Source organism: Synechococcus sp. YX-04-1 (assembly GCF_030546365.1).
Lineage (GTDB): Bacteria > Cyanobacteriota > Cyanobacteriia > PCC-6307 > Cyanobiaceae > Parasynechococcus.
This window is the reverse complement of record NZ_JAUONZ010000002.1, coordinates 58592-72746: the sequence shown is the minus strand read 5'-3', so window position 1 is coordinate 72746 and position 14155 is coordinate 58592. Positions and strand designations below refer to the sequence as shown.

Here is a 14155-nt window from a genome sequence, read left to right as displayed (position 1 = left end):
ATTGTGAACGATCAGGCTGGAGCCAGGGATCCATTCAGTCGTCCCGACAAGTCGCTGAGGTGCTGAGCCGTGGTGTGGGGGTTACCAAAAACCGCCTTGAGACAGAAACGGTCGCCGTAGAAGGGTCGCGACAGCATGTAGCCGTGAGACAGCAGCATTTGTCGGGTAGCTTCACTCCAACGGCCGGCTGCATCAACGCCCCCCTCCTTGGCATGGAATGCCAGCAGGTGAAGATCACCGGCCAACAAGGTGAACTTCTCTGGATCCAACTGGGCGGCAAAGGCGGTCCGCCGTTGCAAAGCTCCGCCGAGCGTCGCTTCGATGCCCGCCTCGCCCAACTGACGCAGGCCCAGCCAAAGCTTGAGGATCTCCGCAGGTCGGGTGCCCTGCAAGCCGATCTCCCCTCCATGATCCATCCCCTTGGGCGCCTCCATGTAGGGCAAACCCGTTGAAAAGGCCTGACGGAGATGGGTTCGGTCCCGCAGCAAGAGCAGGGATGACGCCTTGGTGATGCCCAGCAATTTCTGGGGGTTGAGCGTGATCGAATCCGCCAGTTCCATGCCGTCCATCAGAGAGGCATGGCTGGAACTCAGCGCGAACACACCGCCGATGGCAGCATCAACATGCAACCAGACCTCAGCATCACGGCAGAGGGTTGCCACATCCAACAGAGGATCAATGGCTCCGCGCACTGTGGTGCCGGCCGTGGCCACGACCGCCAAGCAAGGACGCCCCTCGGCTTGCAGGGATCTCAAACGCTCAGCCAAAGCCTCGAGGCAAAGGCCACCATCGGCAGCCACGGGAAGCGTCTGGAGCGCATCATCCGCCAGCCCCATCACCCTTGCGGCCTTGTTGATCGAGACGTGTGCATCTTGGCTGCACAGCAGCACAGGATCCCGATGTCTGGCCCCCAACGCCGCCCGTGCCGCCACCAGCGCCATGAGATTGCTCAGGGTTCCGCCGCTGGCCAGAACCCCTCCAGACCCCGTGGGCAAGCCAATCCTGTGGCAGAACCAGCGGCAGAGGTCATGTTCAAGGCCTGTCAGACCAGGCGAAAGCTCCTCGGCCAGGAGGTTGTTGTTGAGACCTGCACAGACCAATTCCGCCGCAATTGACGCGGTGAGCGGGGGTGGATCGAGATGGGCCAGAGCACCGGGATGGGACGGCTGATACGCCCCATCCATCACCTGCTGAAGGTCACTGAGCAGCGATTCAACGCTAGCCCCCTCAACACCTGGGGCCACATCAGGCAAGGGACGCATGACGGGGACCGGGCTGGATCGATCAGCGGAGCCGATCCAACGGCAGAGCAGATCTGAACTGCGATGCAGGAAGTCCCTCAGCACCGGATCTGAAGCCGAGGGGATGGCGAACGGAGCAAGCCGATCCGGGGGGTGCTGAGACTCGGAACAGGCTTGCAACGGAGACCCGTGAACTGCAGTGATCTTCGCGTCTCGTGGGAAGGTGCTCAAAGGACAACGTGGGACAGCGGTGGATCAGCGGGATGAGTTCGCTCGCTGGATGGACGTTCTGCTCCAGCGCGCCGAGGAGGCTGGAGTGGAGGGAGAAGTGCCGGTGGCCGCTGTGATCCTCGATGGAGAGGGACGAGCCATCGGCCATGGACGCAACCGGCGCCAGAGCCACAGGGATCCCCTCGGGCACGCCGAACTAATGGCCTTGCAACAGGCAGCGATCGTTCAGGACGACTGGAGATTCAACAACTGCACCCTGATCGTCACCCTCGAGCCCTGCCCCATGTGTGCAGGGGCCTTGGTGCAGGCCCGCATGGGAACTGTGGTTTTTGCGGCAACAGACCCCAAGCGCGGTGGCCTGGGGGGAAGCCTTGACCTCTCTACCCATGCCAGTGCTCATCACCACATGAGGGTGATTCAGGGCGTGCGCGAACCTGAGGCGAGGGGGCAGCTGGAACGCTGGTTCAGGCAGCGGCGGCGACAGAACCGCTGAAGCGAGGCAGCTCTGTCTCAAACAGGTTGAGCAGACGGTTCACGTTTTCAGGGTTGGAGTTGTACCCCATAAGACCAATGCGCCAGATTTTTCCGGCCAGGCTGCCGAGTCCGCCACCCACCTCGATGCCGTGGTTGTTGAGCAGGTGTTGGCTAAAGGCCTTGCCATCCACACCTTCAGGAATGCGAACCGTGGTGAGGGTGGGCAATCGGCGGTCGGCTGGGACATGCATCGAAAGGCCGAGGCTTTCCAGACCACTCCAGAGCATCTCCGCATTGCTGCGATGGCGTGCCCAGGCCTGATCGAGACCTTCTTCTGCCAAAAGACGCAGAGCCTCACGCATGCCGAAGTTCATGTTGACCGGCGCAGTGTGGTGATAAACGCGGTCACTTCCCCAGTACTGATTCAGCAGGGAGACATCCAGGTACCAGTTGGGAACCTTGCCCTGACGAGCTGTCATCTTGGCCTCAGCACGGGGACCCATGGTGAAGGGGCCGAGTCCGGGAGGGCAGCTCAGGCCCTTCTGGCTGCAGCTGTAGGCAAGATCAACCTTCCACTCGTCGATGTAAAGCGGTACACCCCCCAGGGAGGTGACGGTGTCGAGCAGCAGCAGGCAATCGTGCTTCCGGCAGAGGTCGCCAATGCCCTCCATTGGTTGGCAGACACCCGTTGAGGTTTCGGCATGAACCATCGCCAGGATGGCAGGCTTGTGCTCGATCAGCGCCGCTTCCAGCTCATCGAGGGAGAACCACTCACCCCAGGGCTTCTCAATGGTTTTCACCTCAGCGCGGTAGCGGCCGGCCATGTCAGCCAGTCGCAGGCCGAAGTATCCCTTGACCGCCACGAGAACGGTGTCTCCCGGTTCGACGGTGTTGGCCAGGGTTGCCTCCATGGCAGCACTGCCGGTGCCGCTCATCGGAAGTGTGAGGCGGTTGTCGGTCTGCCAGGCGTAACGCAGCAGCTCTTGGACCTCACCCATCAGCTCCACGTAGAGAGGATCAAGGTGACCAATCGGCGTTCTCGACAGAGCCTTCAGAACCGTTGGGTGGGCATTTGAGGGGCCGGGTCCAAGCAGAAGGCGGTCGGGTGTGCCGATCGGTGCAAAGGCTTTGCGGTGACGATCGTCAACAGGAAGGAGTGAGTTCGTCGTCGCCAAAGCCCTGATCGTTGGTTCGTGATGGTGAGCCTACGCAGTCACGCCCCTTGGGAGGGTGAGGAAAGCGCAATTGCAATCTGTTCGAATCTTGCTTGAACCTGTGGGCTCAGCGCTGGCGCACGTTCGTTTCACCAAGGCCCTTGGCCAGGTGATCAAACGGCTGAAGGACGGTGGAGAGCTGATCGGATGCAGCACCGTTGGCCAGAAGCATCTCGGAAACAACTTCTCCCAACAAAACGATGCTGCGGACTGTTGGGCCGGTGGGTACGCCGAGACTCTTATAGGTGTCGTCGAGTCCGTTCAGAACACGCTCATTGAGGATCGTGGAGTCACCAGCCACCAGGGCGTAGCTGGCGTAACGAAGGAAATAGTCCATGTCCCGCAGGCAGGCGGCGAGCCGGCGGGTGGTGTAAGCGTTGCCGCCAGGCAGAAGCAGGTCGGGTTCATCCCGGAACAAGCGCTGACTGGCTTCACGCACAATCTCGGCAGCAGAGCCGTTGATCAGCTCAACGGCCTGAATCCGCAGCGTGGATTCATCTAGGTACGCATTGATGCTGTCGATCGCTGGACGATCGAAATAACGACCCAACTGGTCGTAGCGACCGATCAGACCGCTGATTGCATCGCGCATGTCCCTGAATCTCCAGAGGATCCCCAGCGGAAGCTAACACCGTTGAGGCGGTCAGATCCTTTGGCAGGCCTGCATTTCAGCCAAGTTGACAGAAACGGTTACGCAGTCGCCCTCTAGCGGTTAAAACGTACCCCTTGATACAAAATGGTGACTTGTGGCTCTATACGGTCACATCACTGCACAATTCAGTCGAACAGTCCTTTCTTATGTCGAAATCCCCCCAGGACGTCCTGCGCCAGATCAAGGACGAAGGCATCGAACTGATCGACCTCAAATTCACCGATCTGCACGGCAAATGGCAGCACCTCACGGTCTGCACCGATCTGCTGGAGGAAGAGTCCTTCACTGAGGGCCTGGCATTTGACGGCTCATCCATTCGCGGATGGAAAGGCATCCAGGCCTCCGACATGGCCATGGTGCCGGACCCCAATACCGCCTGGGTGGACCCCTTCTACCGGCATAAGACCCTGAGCATGATCTGCTCGATTCAGGAGCCACGCACCGGCCAGCCCTATGAGCGCTGCCCCCGCGCCCTAGCCCAGCGAGCTCTGAACCACCTGGCCAGTACCGGGCTGGCCGACATGGCTTTCTTCGGCCCTGAGCCGGAGTTCTTCCTCTTCGACGACGTCCGCTACAACTCGGCCGAAGGTGGTTCCTTCTACAGCGTTGACACCATCGAGGCGGGCTGGAACACCGGACGCATCGAGGAAGGCGGCAACCTCGCTTACAAGATCCAGGAGAAAGAGGGCTACTTCCCTGTCGCTCCCAACGACACCGCACAGGACATCCGCTCCGAAATGCTCCTGCTGATGGGTCAGCTGGGCATCCCCACCGAGAAGCACCACCACGAGGTGGCTGGCGCGGGCCAGCACGAACTCGGCATGAAATTTGCTGAGCTGATCGAGGCCGCCGACAACGTCATGACGTACAAGTATGTCGTTCGCAACGTGGCCAAGAAGTACGGCAAGACGGCCACCTTCATGCCCAAGCCGGTGTTCAACGACAATGGCTCCGGCATGCACGTGCACCAGAGCCTTTGGAAGGGCGGTCAGCCCCTGTTCTTCGGTGAAGGCACCTACGCCAACCTCTCGCAGACGGCCCGCTGGTACATCGGCGGCATCCTCAAGCATGCTCCCGCCTTCCTGGCCTTCACCAACCCCACCACCAACAGCTACAAGCGTCTGGTGCCCGGGTTTGAAGCACCGGTCAACCTCGTCTACTCCGAAGGCAACCGCTCTGCCGCCGTGCGGATCCCGCTCACCGGCCCGAGCCCGAAAGCCAAGCGCCTCGAGTTCCGTTCGGGTGATGCCCTTGCCAACCCCTATCTCGCCTTCAGCGCCATGCTGATGGCCGGTCTGGACGGCATCAAGAACCAGATTGATCCCGGCGATGGCGAAGACCGCGACCTGTTCGAACTGGCAGCTGAAGAGCTGTCCAAGATCGCCACAGTTCCTGCGTCACTCAACGGCGCTCTCGAAGCGTTGAATGCCGATCGCGCCTTCCTCACCGCTGGCGGCGTGTTCAGCGACGACTTCATCGACAACTGGATCGACCTGAAGTACGAGGAGGTTCAGCAGCTTCGCCAGCGGCCGCACCCCCACGAATTCACCATGTACTACGACGCCTGATCAGTGCCCATACATCCCACGACCCGCCTCCCTGGAGGCGGGTTTTTTTGTGGACTGCTAAGCACGCGATTGCGCGTCACATTCGCTGGAATAGCGCTGTTGTCTGGATCCGCGATGGCATCAACGCCCCTGAGCAAGCTTGCGTACCAAACGCTTCAGCAAGGCAAAAGCATCGCGGGCCTGGCCCACAAAGAGCTGAGCACAAAGCTGATGGAGCTGCTGGCTCCCGATGCCGTTCCCAAGACGGAACCCGTGTCCGCAGAAGTTCTTGGAGAGCTTCGCCTGGACATGGGCAAGCTCCAGGAACAGGATTGGCAGGATGCCGAACAGGGGATTTACCCCGAGCAGTTGTTGTTCGATGCCCCCTGGCTCGACTGGGTCAGCCGCTACCCGCAGGTTTGGATGGATCTTCCCTCCACCTGGGATCGACGTCGTGAGCGCAACGTGCGCGATCTGCCCAAGGAGACCGACAAAGAGCTTTACCCCGAGTACTACCTCCAGAATTTTCATCATCAAACCGACGGGTATCTGAGTGACCACTCGGCCGGTCTCTACGACCTGCAGGTGGAAATCCTCTTCAATGGCACCGCCGATGCCATGCGACGGCGGGTCTTGGCTCCGCTGAAACGGGGCTTGAAGCACTTCGCAGACCGTGCACCCGGCTCCCTGAAGATTCTCGATGTGGCCACCGGCACGGGCCGGACATTGCACCAAATCCGGGCTGCTGTGCCCCACGCACAGCTCATCGGAACCGATCTCTCCGAGTCGTACCTGCGTCAAGCCAACCGCTGGCTGAATGACGGCGATGCATCGCTGGTTCAGCTGATCCGTGCCAACGGAGAATCCTTGCCATTGGCGGGAGGATCGGTTCAAGCCGTTACCAGTGTGTTTCTGTTGCACGAACTGCCGGCGGAAGCACGCCAGAACGTCCTGAACGAGGCCTGGCGTGTACTCGAGCCTGGTGGAGTGTTCGTGCTGGCCGACTCTGTTCAGATGGCTGACTCACCCAAGTTCGCTGCAGTGATGGAAAACTTCCGGCGTGTCTTCCATGAGCCCTACTACCGCGATTACATCGGCGATGACATCGACGCCCGCCTCTCAGCTGCAGGGTTCGAAGGCATCACCGCGGAAACCCACTTCATGACGCGGGTCTGGTCAGCGCGCAAACCCATCGCAGAGGCCAGCTGAGGGGATTCCCTGACAGCGTCCCTTGCACGAACGGCTGCGAGCCATAGGGTGTGCTCGATTCTGAAGGGAACTTCATGACAAATCCCTTCCGGCTGCGTTGGCTTCAGGGCTGGACGTTTCAGGTGGTGCTGATGGAAGGCCATGTGCAGGTGGAAGCCCACGGTTTCGGCATCTGCCTACGCACGGCTGTGATGCCAGGGGAAAGTCCTCAGGCAGCGGCCGATCGTTTGGTCTTATCTGAAGATCGACGCAGGCGGGCTCTGCACAATGCCTGGCTTCGTGGTCAGGACATGGCGCAGCCCACTGAAGTGTCAACGACGAAGGAGGTTGCCCCCTCCTCCAATTCGCTGGTGGTGGTTGGCTAGGCCCATCGCCAACAGGTGACCTGTTCTCCTGATCTATTCAGAGCCGAGCAAGAAACCAAGCCAAAGCAAACCCTGCTCCACCAAAACGCATTGCCCTCCAGAAGCGCTCCCCCGAAGACGGTGAGAGGGGCCATCCCACAGGTGGCTGGCTAATCAGGTTGGAGCCAAGTTTGCCTCGTTGCACCCAACGCCGCGCAGCAACACCCGACCGGGCATGGGCCTGACATTGGCCTTGCAATAGAAGGCGGGAGGCACGGTGGAGCCAACGCAATGCACTGCTGGGACGTTTGCCTTTGCGCTGTTCCACGCCGTTGCACCCACATCACCCGAAACTAGATCGATCTTCTGATCCAGGGATGACTTCACCCGACGCCCCATGGCCCGACTCCGCCAAAGCCAAGGCGGAAGAGCTGCATCAGTTGCTCCGCATCGGCGATCGCGACTGGCATCAGCTGAAGAGCAACCGACAGCGGCGTGGAGCCGAGTTGCTGGCGGCTGCGATGGTGCAACTGCTCCGCCAAGGGAACAGCTCCGACGTGGAGAAGCTGACCCAACAGGCGCTCGGATGGTTCAAAGGAGAGTTGAAGGATCCGGGCTGTCCGCGTCACTGACGGGCCGGCGGCAGGCCAGCTGCAGGCGATTCCCGCGCCGGCTCCAGCGGACATCATCAAAACATTGGTGGATCAAAAACAATCCACGGCCGCTGGCAGCATCAAGCGCGGTCGGCAGAGTTGCGGTACGGGACTGCTGTGGAAGGCCACAACCCTCATCTTGAACCTGCCAGACCATCCAATTGGGCGTGAGGATGCGGCGAACGCGCAGCTTCTTGGCAGGGTTCTCAGCGTTGCCATGGCGAACGGCATTGACCAGGGCTTCATGCAATCCCAGTTCAATCCGCTGACTGGTGAGAACACAACCAACTGGCTCAGTGAGCAGCTCCAGCAAAGGGGCCAACTGCAGGGTCGACGGCAAGTTGAACTCAGCCCAGCGAAACCTCTTGGACGGCACAGTTGGGCATGTAGACGTCAGTTATTCGAACTTACCGTTGATGGGAAGTCCCGTCAGAATCTCCGGGCCACAAGTGCCGGATGATTCAACAGGGAATCCATCAGGCGAACGCCACGAAGCTGATTGATCAACGGCATATGCCCCTCTGGGGCCTCGATCGACCAGGTGAAGGCACTTGGATAACGCGTCCAGACGCCATCGCATTTCCAGCCGATCCGGGGCCAAAGGCGTTCGTAACGCCCATCGAGGGCTGACAACAACTGGGACTGGGCTGTGAAGCCAAAGCGACCTTGGGAATACACCGTCCAGAGTCGATCGAGACTGACCAGATCAACGCCGGACATCGGCGCTACTTCTGAGAAATAGACGTAGCCCCGTTTCACGGCGGCATCACCGGCTAATTCGCGTAGGCACTGACTGGTAATGCGATCTGCCTCCTCAAAGTTCTGATGGAGCAGCTCCTGCTGCAGCGGCCCATAATCCAGGCCAGCCCCTGAATCTGTGGTCAACCAGCCTCGATCGGACGACGGGATCAGAGCGGAAACAGCATCGGGCTGGTGGCGTTGCAACACCTGCAAAATCCAACCTGCAGCCCAGTCATCACCTGCGGGGTCGAAACCAGAGAGCAGTTCTGGTCCAACAGCAGCCAGCTCCTCAACACGGGTTTCGATCTGCTTGATCAGAGGACGTCGCTGGCGAGGTGTTCCCTTCGCGAAACGATCCAGCAGCTGGTCAACGCTGAGTTTTGTGGCGGGTGTTGAACCGGAGAGCATGAGTCGCAACCGGCCCCAACTGGCTCGGTGTGGCCCACTATGTCAGGCATGGGCGAGACATGTTCAATCGAAATCCTGCAGCTGCGCGAGCTGAAGGGACCTTTGGTGGACGTGCGCAGCCCCAGCGAATTTGCGAAAGGCCACTGGCCTGGGGCCATCAACGTGCCTCTCTTCGACGATGAGGAACGCGCCGCAGTCGGCACTGCCTACAAGCAGCAGGGACGGACACCAGCGATTCACCTGGGGCTTGAACTCACAGGCCCCAAGCTCAGCAGCTTGGCCCGTCAACTGGAAGGCCTTCGTCACCAGGGGGATCCACGGATCTACTGCTGGCGGGGCGGAATGCGCTCGGCCAGTGTGGCCTGGCTTGCCCGGCAGATCGATCTCAAGCCGAGGCTCCTTCAAGGGGGATACAAGAGTTATCGGCGCTGGGCTCAGAGCCGATTTGAACAGACCTGGCCCCTTCGCGTGATGGGCGGACGCACGGGAACAGGGAAAACCGATCTGCTGTTGGCGATGGCGGCGCGCGGTGCAGCCGTCGTTGATTTGGAAGGGCTTGCCAACCACCGCGGAAGCAGTTTCGGCGGCCTGGGCCTGCCGGATCAACCCAGCACCGAGCACTACGAGAACCAATTGGCTGAGGCTCTGGATCAACACCTCCACCGTGGGGCCACGGCGATCTGGTTGGAAGCTGAAAGCATCCAGGTGGGCCGCTGCCGCATTCCCAAACCTCTGTTCGATCAGATGCAACAGGCCCCTGTGCTGGAGATTCAGCGCGACCTAAGAGAACGGGTGAGCCAATTGGTGCAGGTGTACGGCCACCAGGGGAGAGCCGCTCTGGCTGAGGCAACCGAACGGATCAGTCGACGCCTTGGCCCCCAGCGCACCAAGGAAGCCCTCGAAGCGATTGCCAGGGAAGACTGGGCCAGCGCCTGCCGCGCCACGCTCGACTACTACGACCGCTGTTACGACCATGAGTTAGCGCGAACGCCCAGACGCGAGGCGATCGATCTCTCGGGGCTCAGCGCTGATGAAGCCGCCGAGAAGTTGATCAACCGGGGGTTCATTGAAATCCCCGATTAAGATCGCCTCCAGCGATGGTTCGAGAACGACGTGAGCAAAGCAGCGATTCAGTTCTTTCGGGGAGTCAACGAGCCGGTGGTGCCAGACATCCGTCTGACCCGCAGCCGTGACGGCCGTACAGGTCAAGCCACTTTCCGTTTCGAACAGCCCGCTGCGATTGCTCCCGAAACCATGGGTGACATCACCGGAATGTGGATGGTGGATGAAGAAGGCGAAATGGTCACCCGCGAAGTGAATGGCAAATTCGTAAACGGCACCGCCAGTGCCCTTGAAGCCGTTTATTCATGGAAATCCGAAGAGGACTTCGAACGGTTCATGCGCTTCGCCCAGCGCTACGCCGATGCCAATGGCTTGGGTTATTCACAAAGCCAGGATTCCGATCAGACTGACGGGGCCGACGATCAACAAGCTTGAGACTGCCCCAGTGGCTGTCATTGACAGCCTTCATTGCAGCCATCGTTCTGCTGTGGTCGCTGCGTGATCTGCTGCTGCTGATTTTTGCAGCAGTGGTTCTAGCCATGGCGTTGTGCACGCTGGTGGGCATCCTTCGAGAGCGGCAGCCGATGCAGAGGCCCCTGGCCGTGCTGCTCTGCATCGTTGGGCTGTTGTTGGTGGCGGCAGGTGCGGCAGGCGTTGTTGTCCCTCCTTTCCTCGAGGAATTTGCACTGTTGTTGCAGAAGCTGCCGGAAGCGGGGCAGACCCTGGTTCGACTAGGCCTCGGTTGGATCGACAGCATCAGTGCGTCCATTTATGGCGTCGATGCATTCCCCGATCTCAACGAACTGGGCCTGAACGGTCCACGCCAGCTCGTGCCCGACGGTTCATCACTCGCCGCTGGCGTGGGCAATGGATTGCTGGGTCTGCTCGGTTTAGCGGGCAACCTCGGCAACGGTGTTCTGCGTCTGTTGTTCGTGGTGGCGGTGGCCCTGATGATCAGCATTCAGCCCCAGGCCTATCGGAGTGTTGGGCTTCAGTTGATTCCCTCCTTCTACCGACGCCGGGGGCGCCGCATCCTGGATCAATGCGGTGCTGCGTTGAGCAGCTGGATGGTGGGTGTGCTGATCAGCTCCCTAGCCGTGTTTGTGCTGTGCAGCATTGCGTTAACACTTTTGGGAGTGAAGCTCGTTCTGGCCAATGCACTCCTTGCAGGCCTTTTGAACGTGATTCCCAATCTGGGACCCACGATGAGCACAATCTTTCCGATGGCGGTAGCCCTGTTGGATGCCCCCTGGAAAGCAGCTGCGGTGCTGGGTGCCTACGTGGTGATCCAGAACATCGAGAGTTATGTGATCACACCATCGGTGATGCACCACCAGGTGAAGCTGCTCCCAGGGTTGACCCTGGCAGCGCAATTTCTGTTCACGTTGCTGTTCGGACCTCTCGGCCTGTTGATGGCGCTGCCGCTGGCGGTGGTGCTGCAGGTGATCATCCGTGAGGTGCTGATCCACGATGTGCTGGACCGCTGGAAACGTCTGGAGCCGGCACGATGACAGCCGGCACGTTTCTCGTCGCCCTCACCCTTGTGGTGCTTGTGCTGCTGCTCTGGCACCTGCGCTGGGTGCTCCTTGTGCTATTCGGCGCCGTGGTTGTAGCCGTCGCCCTTGATGTGCTGATTGTTCAGCTTCAGAAGCGATCCCCACTGGAGCGCCCCCAGGCCCTGGCTGTCGTGCTGGGGATTTTGATCTTGGCCGGGGGACTGCTTGGGCAACTGCTGGTTCCGGAGCTGATCAGCCAGTTCCAACAACTGGGTCGGGATCTACCGCAGTTGGTCAGCAAGGTGTCCGACCTGCTGAGCAATGAGCCACGCCTGGCGCAACTGAATGACGCTTTGGGTGAGGGCCTCAATCTGAAAGGGCTTCAGCCGTTGCTGGGTTTCGCAGGAGGTGCAGCGAACTCGCTGATTCAACTGTTCTTGATGGTTCTGCTCGCGATCCTGCTGGCCTTGGATCCCAACGCCCATCGGCGCATGGTGGTGGCTATGACGCCCCGACCGGCACGTCAGCAGATGGAACATCTGCTCGATGAATGCCGTCAAGCGTTGGGGGGGTGGCTCAGTGGCATGACCCTTTCCGCCACCACAGTGTTTCTGCTTACTTGGGGCGGCCTGTTGCTGCTGAAAGCCCCCCTGGCCCTGTTGAGTGCCCTGGTCTGTGGCCTGCTCACATTCGTGCCGACCATCGGCCCTACCGCTGCAACGCTACTGCCCGCGGGATTGGCCCTGCTGCAGTCGCCGCAATTGATGGTGTCGGTGCTGGTGTTCCGCCTGGTGCTGCAGAACCTGGAGGCTTTTCTGCTCACACCGCTGTTGCTTCGCAAAACCGTGAATCTGCTGCCCACCGTGGCCTTAACAGCTCAGCTCAGCCTTGGTGCCCTGTTGGGACTTCCTGGTGTTCTGCTAGCCCTTCCCCTGGTGGTGGTGCTTCAGGTGCTGATGCAGCGCGTGGTGGTGCAGCAGATCATGGATCGCTGGGCGTGAGCCGAGAAACCAATCGTGTATCGAGCTGAACACTTGGTAACAAGGGTCACACCTGAGACCAGCCCTGACTAAGTATTTTTACTGAGTCGTGAGAACGACTCGTCGAGCATTGGGGCTCTTGGGAGAGGGTCCCATTTTTTTGTCTTCTTCAGAGCAGCTGACGTTTCTTTTTCTCGCTCGAATCGCGCTCTCGCTCAACCGCTTGCCAGTAAGCCGCGGAGACCGCAACCTCCTGCCCCCGTTCAATTCGGCTCAACCGCGCCTTCAGCGCTTCCACCTCGGCACGCAAGCCAAACACCACCTCACTAAGACCAGGATTCAACTCCATGGAACCTGAGCAACCAATCGAGTCGTAGCTCAGGCTTGAAAAGCAATGACGTTCACCGCGATACCGAAGAAGCCATCTTGACGCCCTTCAATCCAATAGTGTGTCCAAGAGGTCTTGAGACGAACCGGATTGGACGTCATCTTCAATTTCTCCCGTTATGAGGAACTGAGGCAGGCCGTGATGCAGCTGGTTCGCGAGAATCTTGACCCTGAGTTGCTGCACGAGGAAGCCCACGATCTGTTCGAATCGTGGTGGGCCTCAACCCACAGCCAGGGGCAGTGGAATGCCGACGTGAAACAACGCACCTGGGATTCGATCTGGCGTGAATTTGGCAACAGCCCCAAGCGCTAACCGAAGCGACGCCACAAAGAACCGGAACCCAGCAAGACCAGCACAGCAAGCTGATGATGCCGAATGGCATAACCAAGCCCTGTCATGGTGAACTGATCACTGAGCAGCAGGACTTCGGTGCGCAGATCACCGAGAGCCAGCAGGATCAACAGAATCGGGAACCAACGGGCCGGAACAGCACGGCGTCTGCGCTCTGAACCGGCGCTGGGATTAGTCACGGGCGCTGTCCCAGAGCGTGAGCAGCGACGGTGCCAGGGCGATACTCGACCAGGAACCAACAACAACCCCGAGGGCAAGGGCGATAGCAAACCAATACAGCGTTGCCCCCCCGAAAAACACGAGAGCCAAGAGGGGCAGCAAGGTGGTTCCGCTGGTGTAGAGGGTGCGGGTCAATGTGGCAGAAACCGCTTGATCCACTTGCAATGAGAGGGGCAAGTCGGCGGCGTCCTTGCTGCGTTCGCGGATGCGATCGAAGACCACCACCGTGTCGTTGACCGAATAACCAGCAATCGTCAGCAGTGAAACCGCAAACAAGCTGTCCACCTCCAGCTGAAGCACAACCCCGAGCCAGGCGAAGACACCACACACGATCGCTACGTCATGGGCCAGCGCCACAAGGGCAAGGAAGGCGTAGCGGCGGTCGTAGCGGAAGCTGATGTAGGCCGCAATACCGCTGAAGGCCACCAGCAGAGAAATCAGGCTGCTGCGAAGCAGTTGCTTGCCCAGGCTCGGCCCGATGGTGTCGACCGATTGACCACCGGAGAGGAACGGCCCTGCGACGGGTTCAACGGCCGCAATGACCGCTTGGCCCTGGGCAGCCGACAACGTTGGCAGGCGCAACAACAACGACTGCCCCCCATCCAGAAGCTGAACCCGGGGTGCGCCCAGATTGGGGAGAGGTTGGCCCTCCTCTTGAGGCAGGTCCAGGTTGCGGATCACATCCGAGACCGCAATCGCCTTGAGCTCAGCGCATGCGTCATCACAACGACGCTCCAGTTGGATCTGCGTGCCGCCGGTGAAATCCAAGCCCGGACGGAGGGGAGCACGAATCCCAGGATCCAACCAGCTGAGCAACAAGCCCAACAGACTGATCAAAACCACCAGACCAGAAATCAGCCACACCTTGCGGCGCATGCTGCTGAGGGACCAGCGCAGGCTGAGGACCGTGCCCGCTTGTGCCGATGACGATGCTTCAGTCATGGT

18 protein-coding genes are annotated in these 14155 nt (G+C 60.1%); 10 read left to right on the top strand and 8 right to left on the bottom strand.

Annotated features, from left to right (window positions below; genetic code table 11):
• Positions 1-11 precede the first annotated feature (11 nt).
• The gene (locus tag Q3Y53_RS03685; protein WP_226424006.1) at positions 12-1421 is read right to left on the bottom strand and encodes an aminotransferase class V-fold PLP-dependent enzyme; all 1410 of its coding nucleotides are present in this window, start codon (positions 1419-1421) and stop codon (positions 12-14) included.
• A 100-nt stretch (positions 1422-1521) separates the two neighbouring features.
• Here Q3Y53_RS03685 and Q3Y53_RS03680 point away from each other — a divergent pair, with 100 nt between their 5' ends.
• Positions 1522-1965 carry a nucleoside deaminase gene (locus Q3Y53_RS03680; protein WP_303534012.1) on the top strand — a complete coding sequence of 148 codons (444 nt, stop codon included), beginning with the start codon at positions 1522-1524 and terminating at the stop codon, positions 1963-1965.
• On the opposite strand, the gene Q3Y53_RS03675 is transcribed toward Q3Y53_RS03680, so the two are convergent.
• Both Q3Y53_RS03675 and Q3Y53_RS03670 read right to left on the bottom strand, forming a co-directional pair.
• Entirely contained in the window at positions 1937-3121 is a 1185-nt protein-coding gene (locus Q3Y53_RS03675) for an alanine--glyoxylate aminotransferase family protein (RefSeq protein WP_226424008.1), read from the bottom strand. The genes Q3Y53_RS03680 and Q3Y53_RS03675 overlap by 29 nt on opposite strands.
• 106 nt (positions 3122-3227) lie before the next feature.
• Positions 3228-3752 carry an allophycocyanin subunit beta gene (locus Q3Y53_RS03670; protein ID WP_226424009.1) on the bottom strand — a complete coding sequence of 175 codons (525 nt, stop codon included), beginning with the start codon at positions 3750-3752 and terminating at the stop codon, positions 3228-3230.
• A 206-nt stretch (positions 3753-3958) separates the two neighbouring features.
• On the opposite strand from Q3Y53_RS03670, the gene glnA reads away from it, so the two are divergent.
• The 4 genes from glnA to Q3Y53_RS03650 all read left to right on the top strand — a co-directional run bounded on the left by glnA (position 3959) and on the right by Q3Y53_RS03650 (position 7544).
• Complete coding sequence (gene glnA, locus Q3Y53_RS03665; protein WP_226424010.1) at positions 3959-5380, top strand: type I glutamate--ammonia ligase; 1422 nt, start codon at positions 3959-3961, stop codon at positions 5378-5380.
• Positions 5381-5494: 114 nt separating this feature from the next.
• Positions 5495-6568, top strand: a complete 1074-nt coding sequence (locus Q3Y53_RS03660) for a class I SAM-dependent methyltransferase (protein ID WP_226424011.1) — start codon at positions 5495-5497, stop codon at positions 6566-6568.
• Between the two features lie 74 nt (positions 6569-6642).
• Entirely contained in the window at positions 6643-6933 is a 291-nt protein-coding gene (locus tag Q3Y53_RS03655) for a copper-binding protein (RefSeq protein ID WP_226424012.1), read from the top strand.
• Between the two features lie 356 nt (positions 6934-7289).
• The gene (locus tag Q3Y53_RS03650; RefSeq protein ID WP_303532936.1) at positions 7290-7544 is read left to right on the top strand and encodes a DUF6439 family protein; all 255 of its coding nucleotides are present in this window, start codon (positions 7290-7292) and stop codon (positions 7542-7544) included.
• Here Q3Y53_RS03650 and Q3Y53_RS03645 read toward each other — a convergent pair.
• Positions 7504-7941: an ATP-binding protein gene (locus tag Q3Y53_RS03645; protein WP_303532934.1), complete on the bottom strand. Its 438-nt coding sequence runs from the start codon at positions 7939-7941 to the stop codon at positions 7504-7506. The two genes, Q3Y53_RS03650 and Q3Y53_RS03645, sit on opposite strands and share 41 nt — an antisense overlap.
• Before the next feature lie 53 nt (positions 7942-7994).
• Positions 7995-8714, bottom strand: coding sequence for a GUN4 domain-containing protein (locus tag Q3Y53_RS03640; RefSeq protein ID WP_226424429.1), 720 nt, complete (start codon positions 8712-8714; stop codon positions 7995-7997).
• A gap of 39 nt (positions 8715-8753) precedes the next feature.
• On the opposite strand from Q3Y53_RS03640, the gene mnmH reads away from it, so the two are divergent.
• The 4 genes from mnmH to Q3Y53_RS03620 are packed head-to-tail and all read left to right on the top strand — an operon-like array spanning position 8754 to position 12273.
• Complete coding sequence (gene mnmH, locus Q3Y53_RS03635) at positions 8754-9797, top strand: tRNA 2-selenouridine(34) synthase MnmH (RefSeq protein ID WP_303534006.1); 1044 nt, start codon at positions 8754-8756, stop codon at positions 9795-9797.
• A gap of 30 nt (positions 9798-9827) precedes the next feature.
• A complete protein-coding gene (gene psb28, locus Q3Y53_RS03630) occupies positions 9828-10211 on the top strand; it encodes a photosystem II reaction center protein Psb28 (RefSeq protein WP_226424015.1) in 384 nt (127 codons plus the stop codon).
• The gene (locus Q3Y53_RS03625; protein WP_226424016.1) at positions 10208-11287 is read left to right on the top strand and encodes an AI-2E family transporter; all 1080 of its coding nucleotides are present in this window, start codon (positions 10208-10210) and stop codon (positions 11285-11287) included. Before psb28 ends, Q3Y53_RS03625 begins: the two co-directional genes overlap by 4 nt.
• Positions 11284-12273, top strand: a complete 990-nt coding sequence (locus Q3Y53_RS03620) for an AI-2E family transporter (protein ID WP_226424017.1) — start codon at positions 11284-11286, stop codon at positions 12271-12273. Before Q3Y53_RS03625 ends, Q3Y53_RS03620 begins: the two co-directional genes overlap by 4 nt.
• A 148-nt stretch (positions 12274-12421) precedes the next feature.
• On the opposite strand, the gene Q3Y53_RS03615 is transcribed toward Q3Y53_RS03620, so the two are convergent.
• Positions 12422-12601 (bottom strand): hypothetical protein, encoded by a 180-nt coding sequence (locus Q3Y53_RS03615; RefSeq protein WP_226424018.1) that lies wholly within the window; start codon positions 12599-12601, stop codon positions 12422-12424.
• Positions 12602-12715: 114 nt separating this feature from the next.
• Here Q3Y53_RS03615 and Q3Y53_RS03610 point away from each other — a divergent pair, with 114 nt between their 5' ends.
• Positions 12716-12952, top strand: a complete 237-nt coding sequence (locus tag Q3Y53_RS03610; protein WP_303532924.1) for a hypothetical protein — start codon at positions 12716-12718, stop codon at positions 12950-12952.
• Here Q3Y53_RS03610 and Q3Y53_RS03605 read toward each other — a convergent pair.
• The gene (locus Q3Y53_RS03605) at positions 12949-13170 is read right to left on the bottom strand and encodes a hypothetical protein (RefSeq protein WP_226424019.1); all 222 of its coding nucleotides are present in this window, start codon (positions 13168-13170) and stop codon (positions 12949-12951) included. The two genes, Q3Y53_RS03610 and Q3Y53_RS03605, sit on opposite strands and share 4 nt — an antisense overlap.
• Positions 13163-14152: a protein translocase subunit SecF gene (gene secF / locus Q3Y53_RS03600; protein WP_226424020.1), complete on the bottom strand. Its 990-nt coding sequence runs from the start codon at positions 14150-14152 to the stop codon at positions 13163-13165. The genes Q3Y53_RS03605 and secF overlap by 8 nt, the downstream gene beginning before the upstream one ends.
• Positions 14153-14155: the final 3 nt, after the last annotated feature.

Coding starts and splice junctions, on each gene's coding strand:
- Q3Y53_RS03680 (WP_303534012.1), top strand. CDS start 1,522: ATGGACGTTCTGCTCCAGCGCGCCGAGGAGGCTGGAGTGGAGGGAGAA.
- Q3Y53_RS03670 (WP_226424009.1), bottom strand. CDS start 3,752: ATGCGCGATGCAATCAGCGGTCTGATCGGTCGCTACGACCAGTTGGGT.
- glnA (WP_226424010.1), top strand. CDS start 3,959: ATGTCGAAATCCCCCCAGGACGTCCTGCGCCAGATCAAGGACGAAGGC.
- Q3Y53_RS03660 (WP_226424011.1), top strand. CDS start 5,495: ATGGCATCAACGCCCCTGAGCAAGCTTGCGTACCAAACGCTTCAGCAA.
- Q3Y53_RS03655 (WP_226424012.1), top strand. CDS start 6,643: ATGACAAATCCCTTCCGGCTGCGTTGGCTTCAGGGCTGGACGTTTCAG.
- Q3Y53_RS03650 (WP_303532936.1), top strand. CDS start 7,290: ATGACTTCACCCGACGCCCCATGGCCCGACTCCGCCAAAGCCAAGGCG.
- Q3Y53_RS03640 (WP_226424429.1), bottom strand. CDS start 8,714: ATGCTCTCCGGTTCAACACCCGCCACAAAACTCAGCGTTGACCAGCTG.
- mnmH (WP_303534006.1), top strand. CDS start 8,754: ATGTCAGGCATGGGCGAGACATGTTCAATCGAAATCCTGCAGCTGCGC.
- Q3Y53_RS03620 (WP_226424017.1), top strand. CDS start 11,284: ATGACAGCCGGCACGTTTCTCGTCGCCCTCACCCTTGTGGTGCTTGTG.
- Q3Y53_RS03615 (WP_226424018.1), bottom strand. CDS start 12,601: ATGGAGTTGAATCCTGGTCTTAGTGAGGTGGTGTTTGGCTTGCGTGCC.
- secF (WP_226424020.1), bottom strand. CDS start 14,152: ATGACTGAAGCATCGTCATCGGCACAAGCGGGCACGGTCCTCAGCCTG.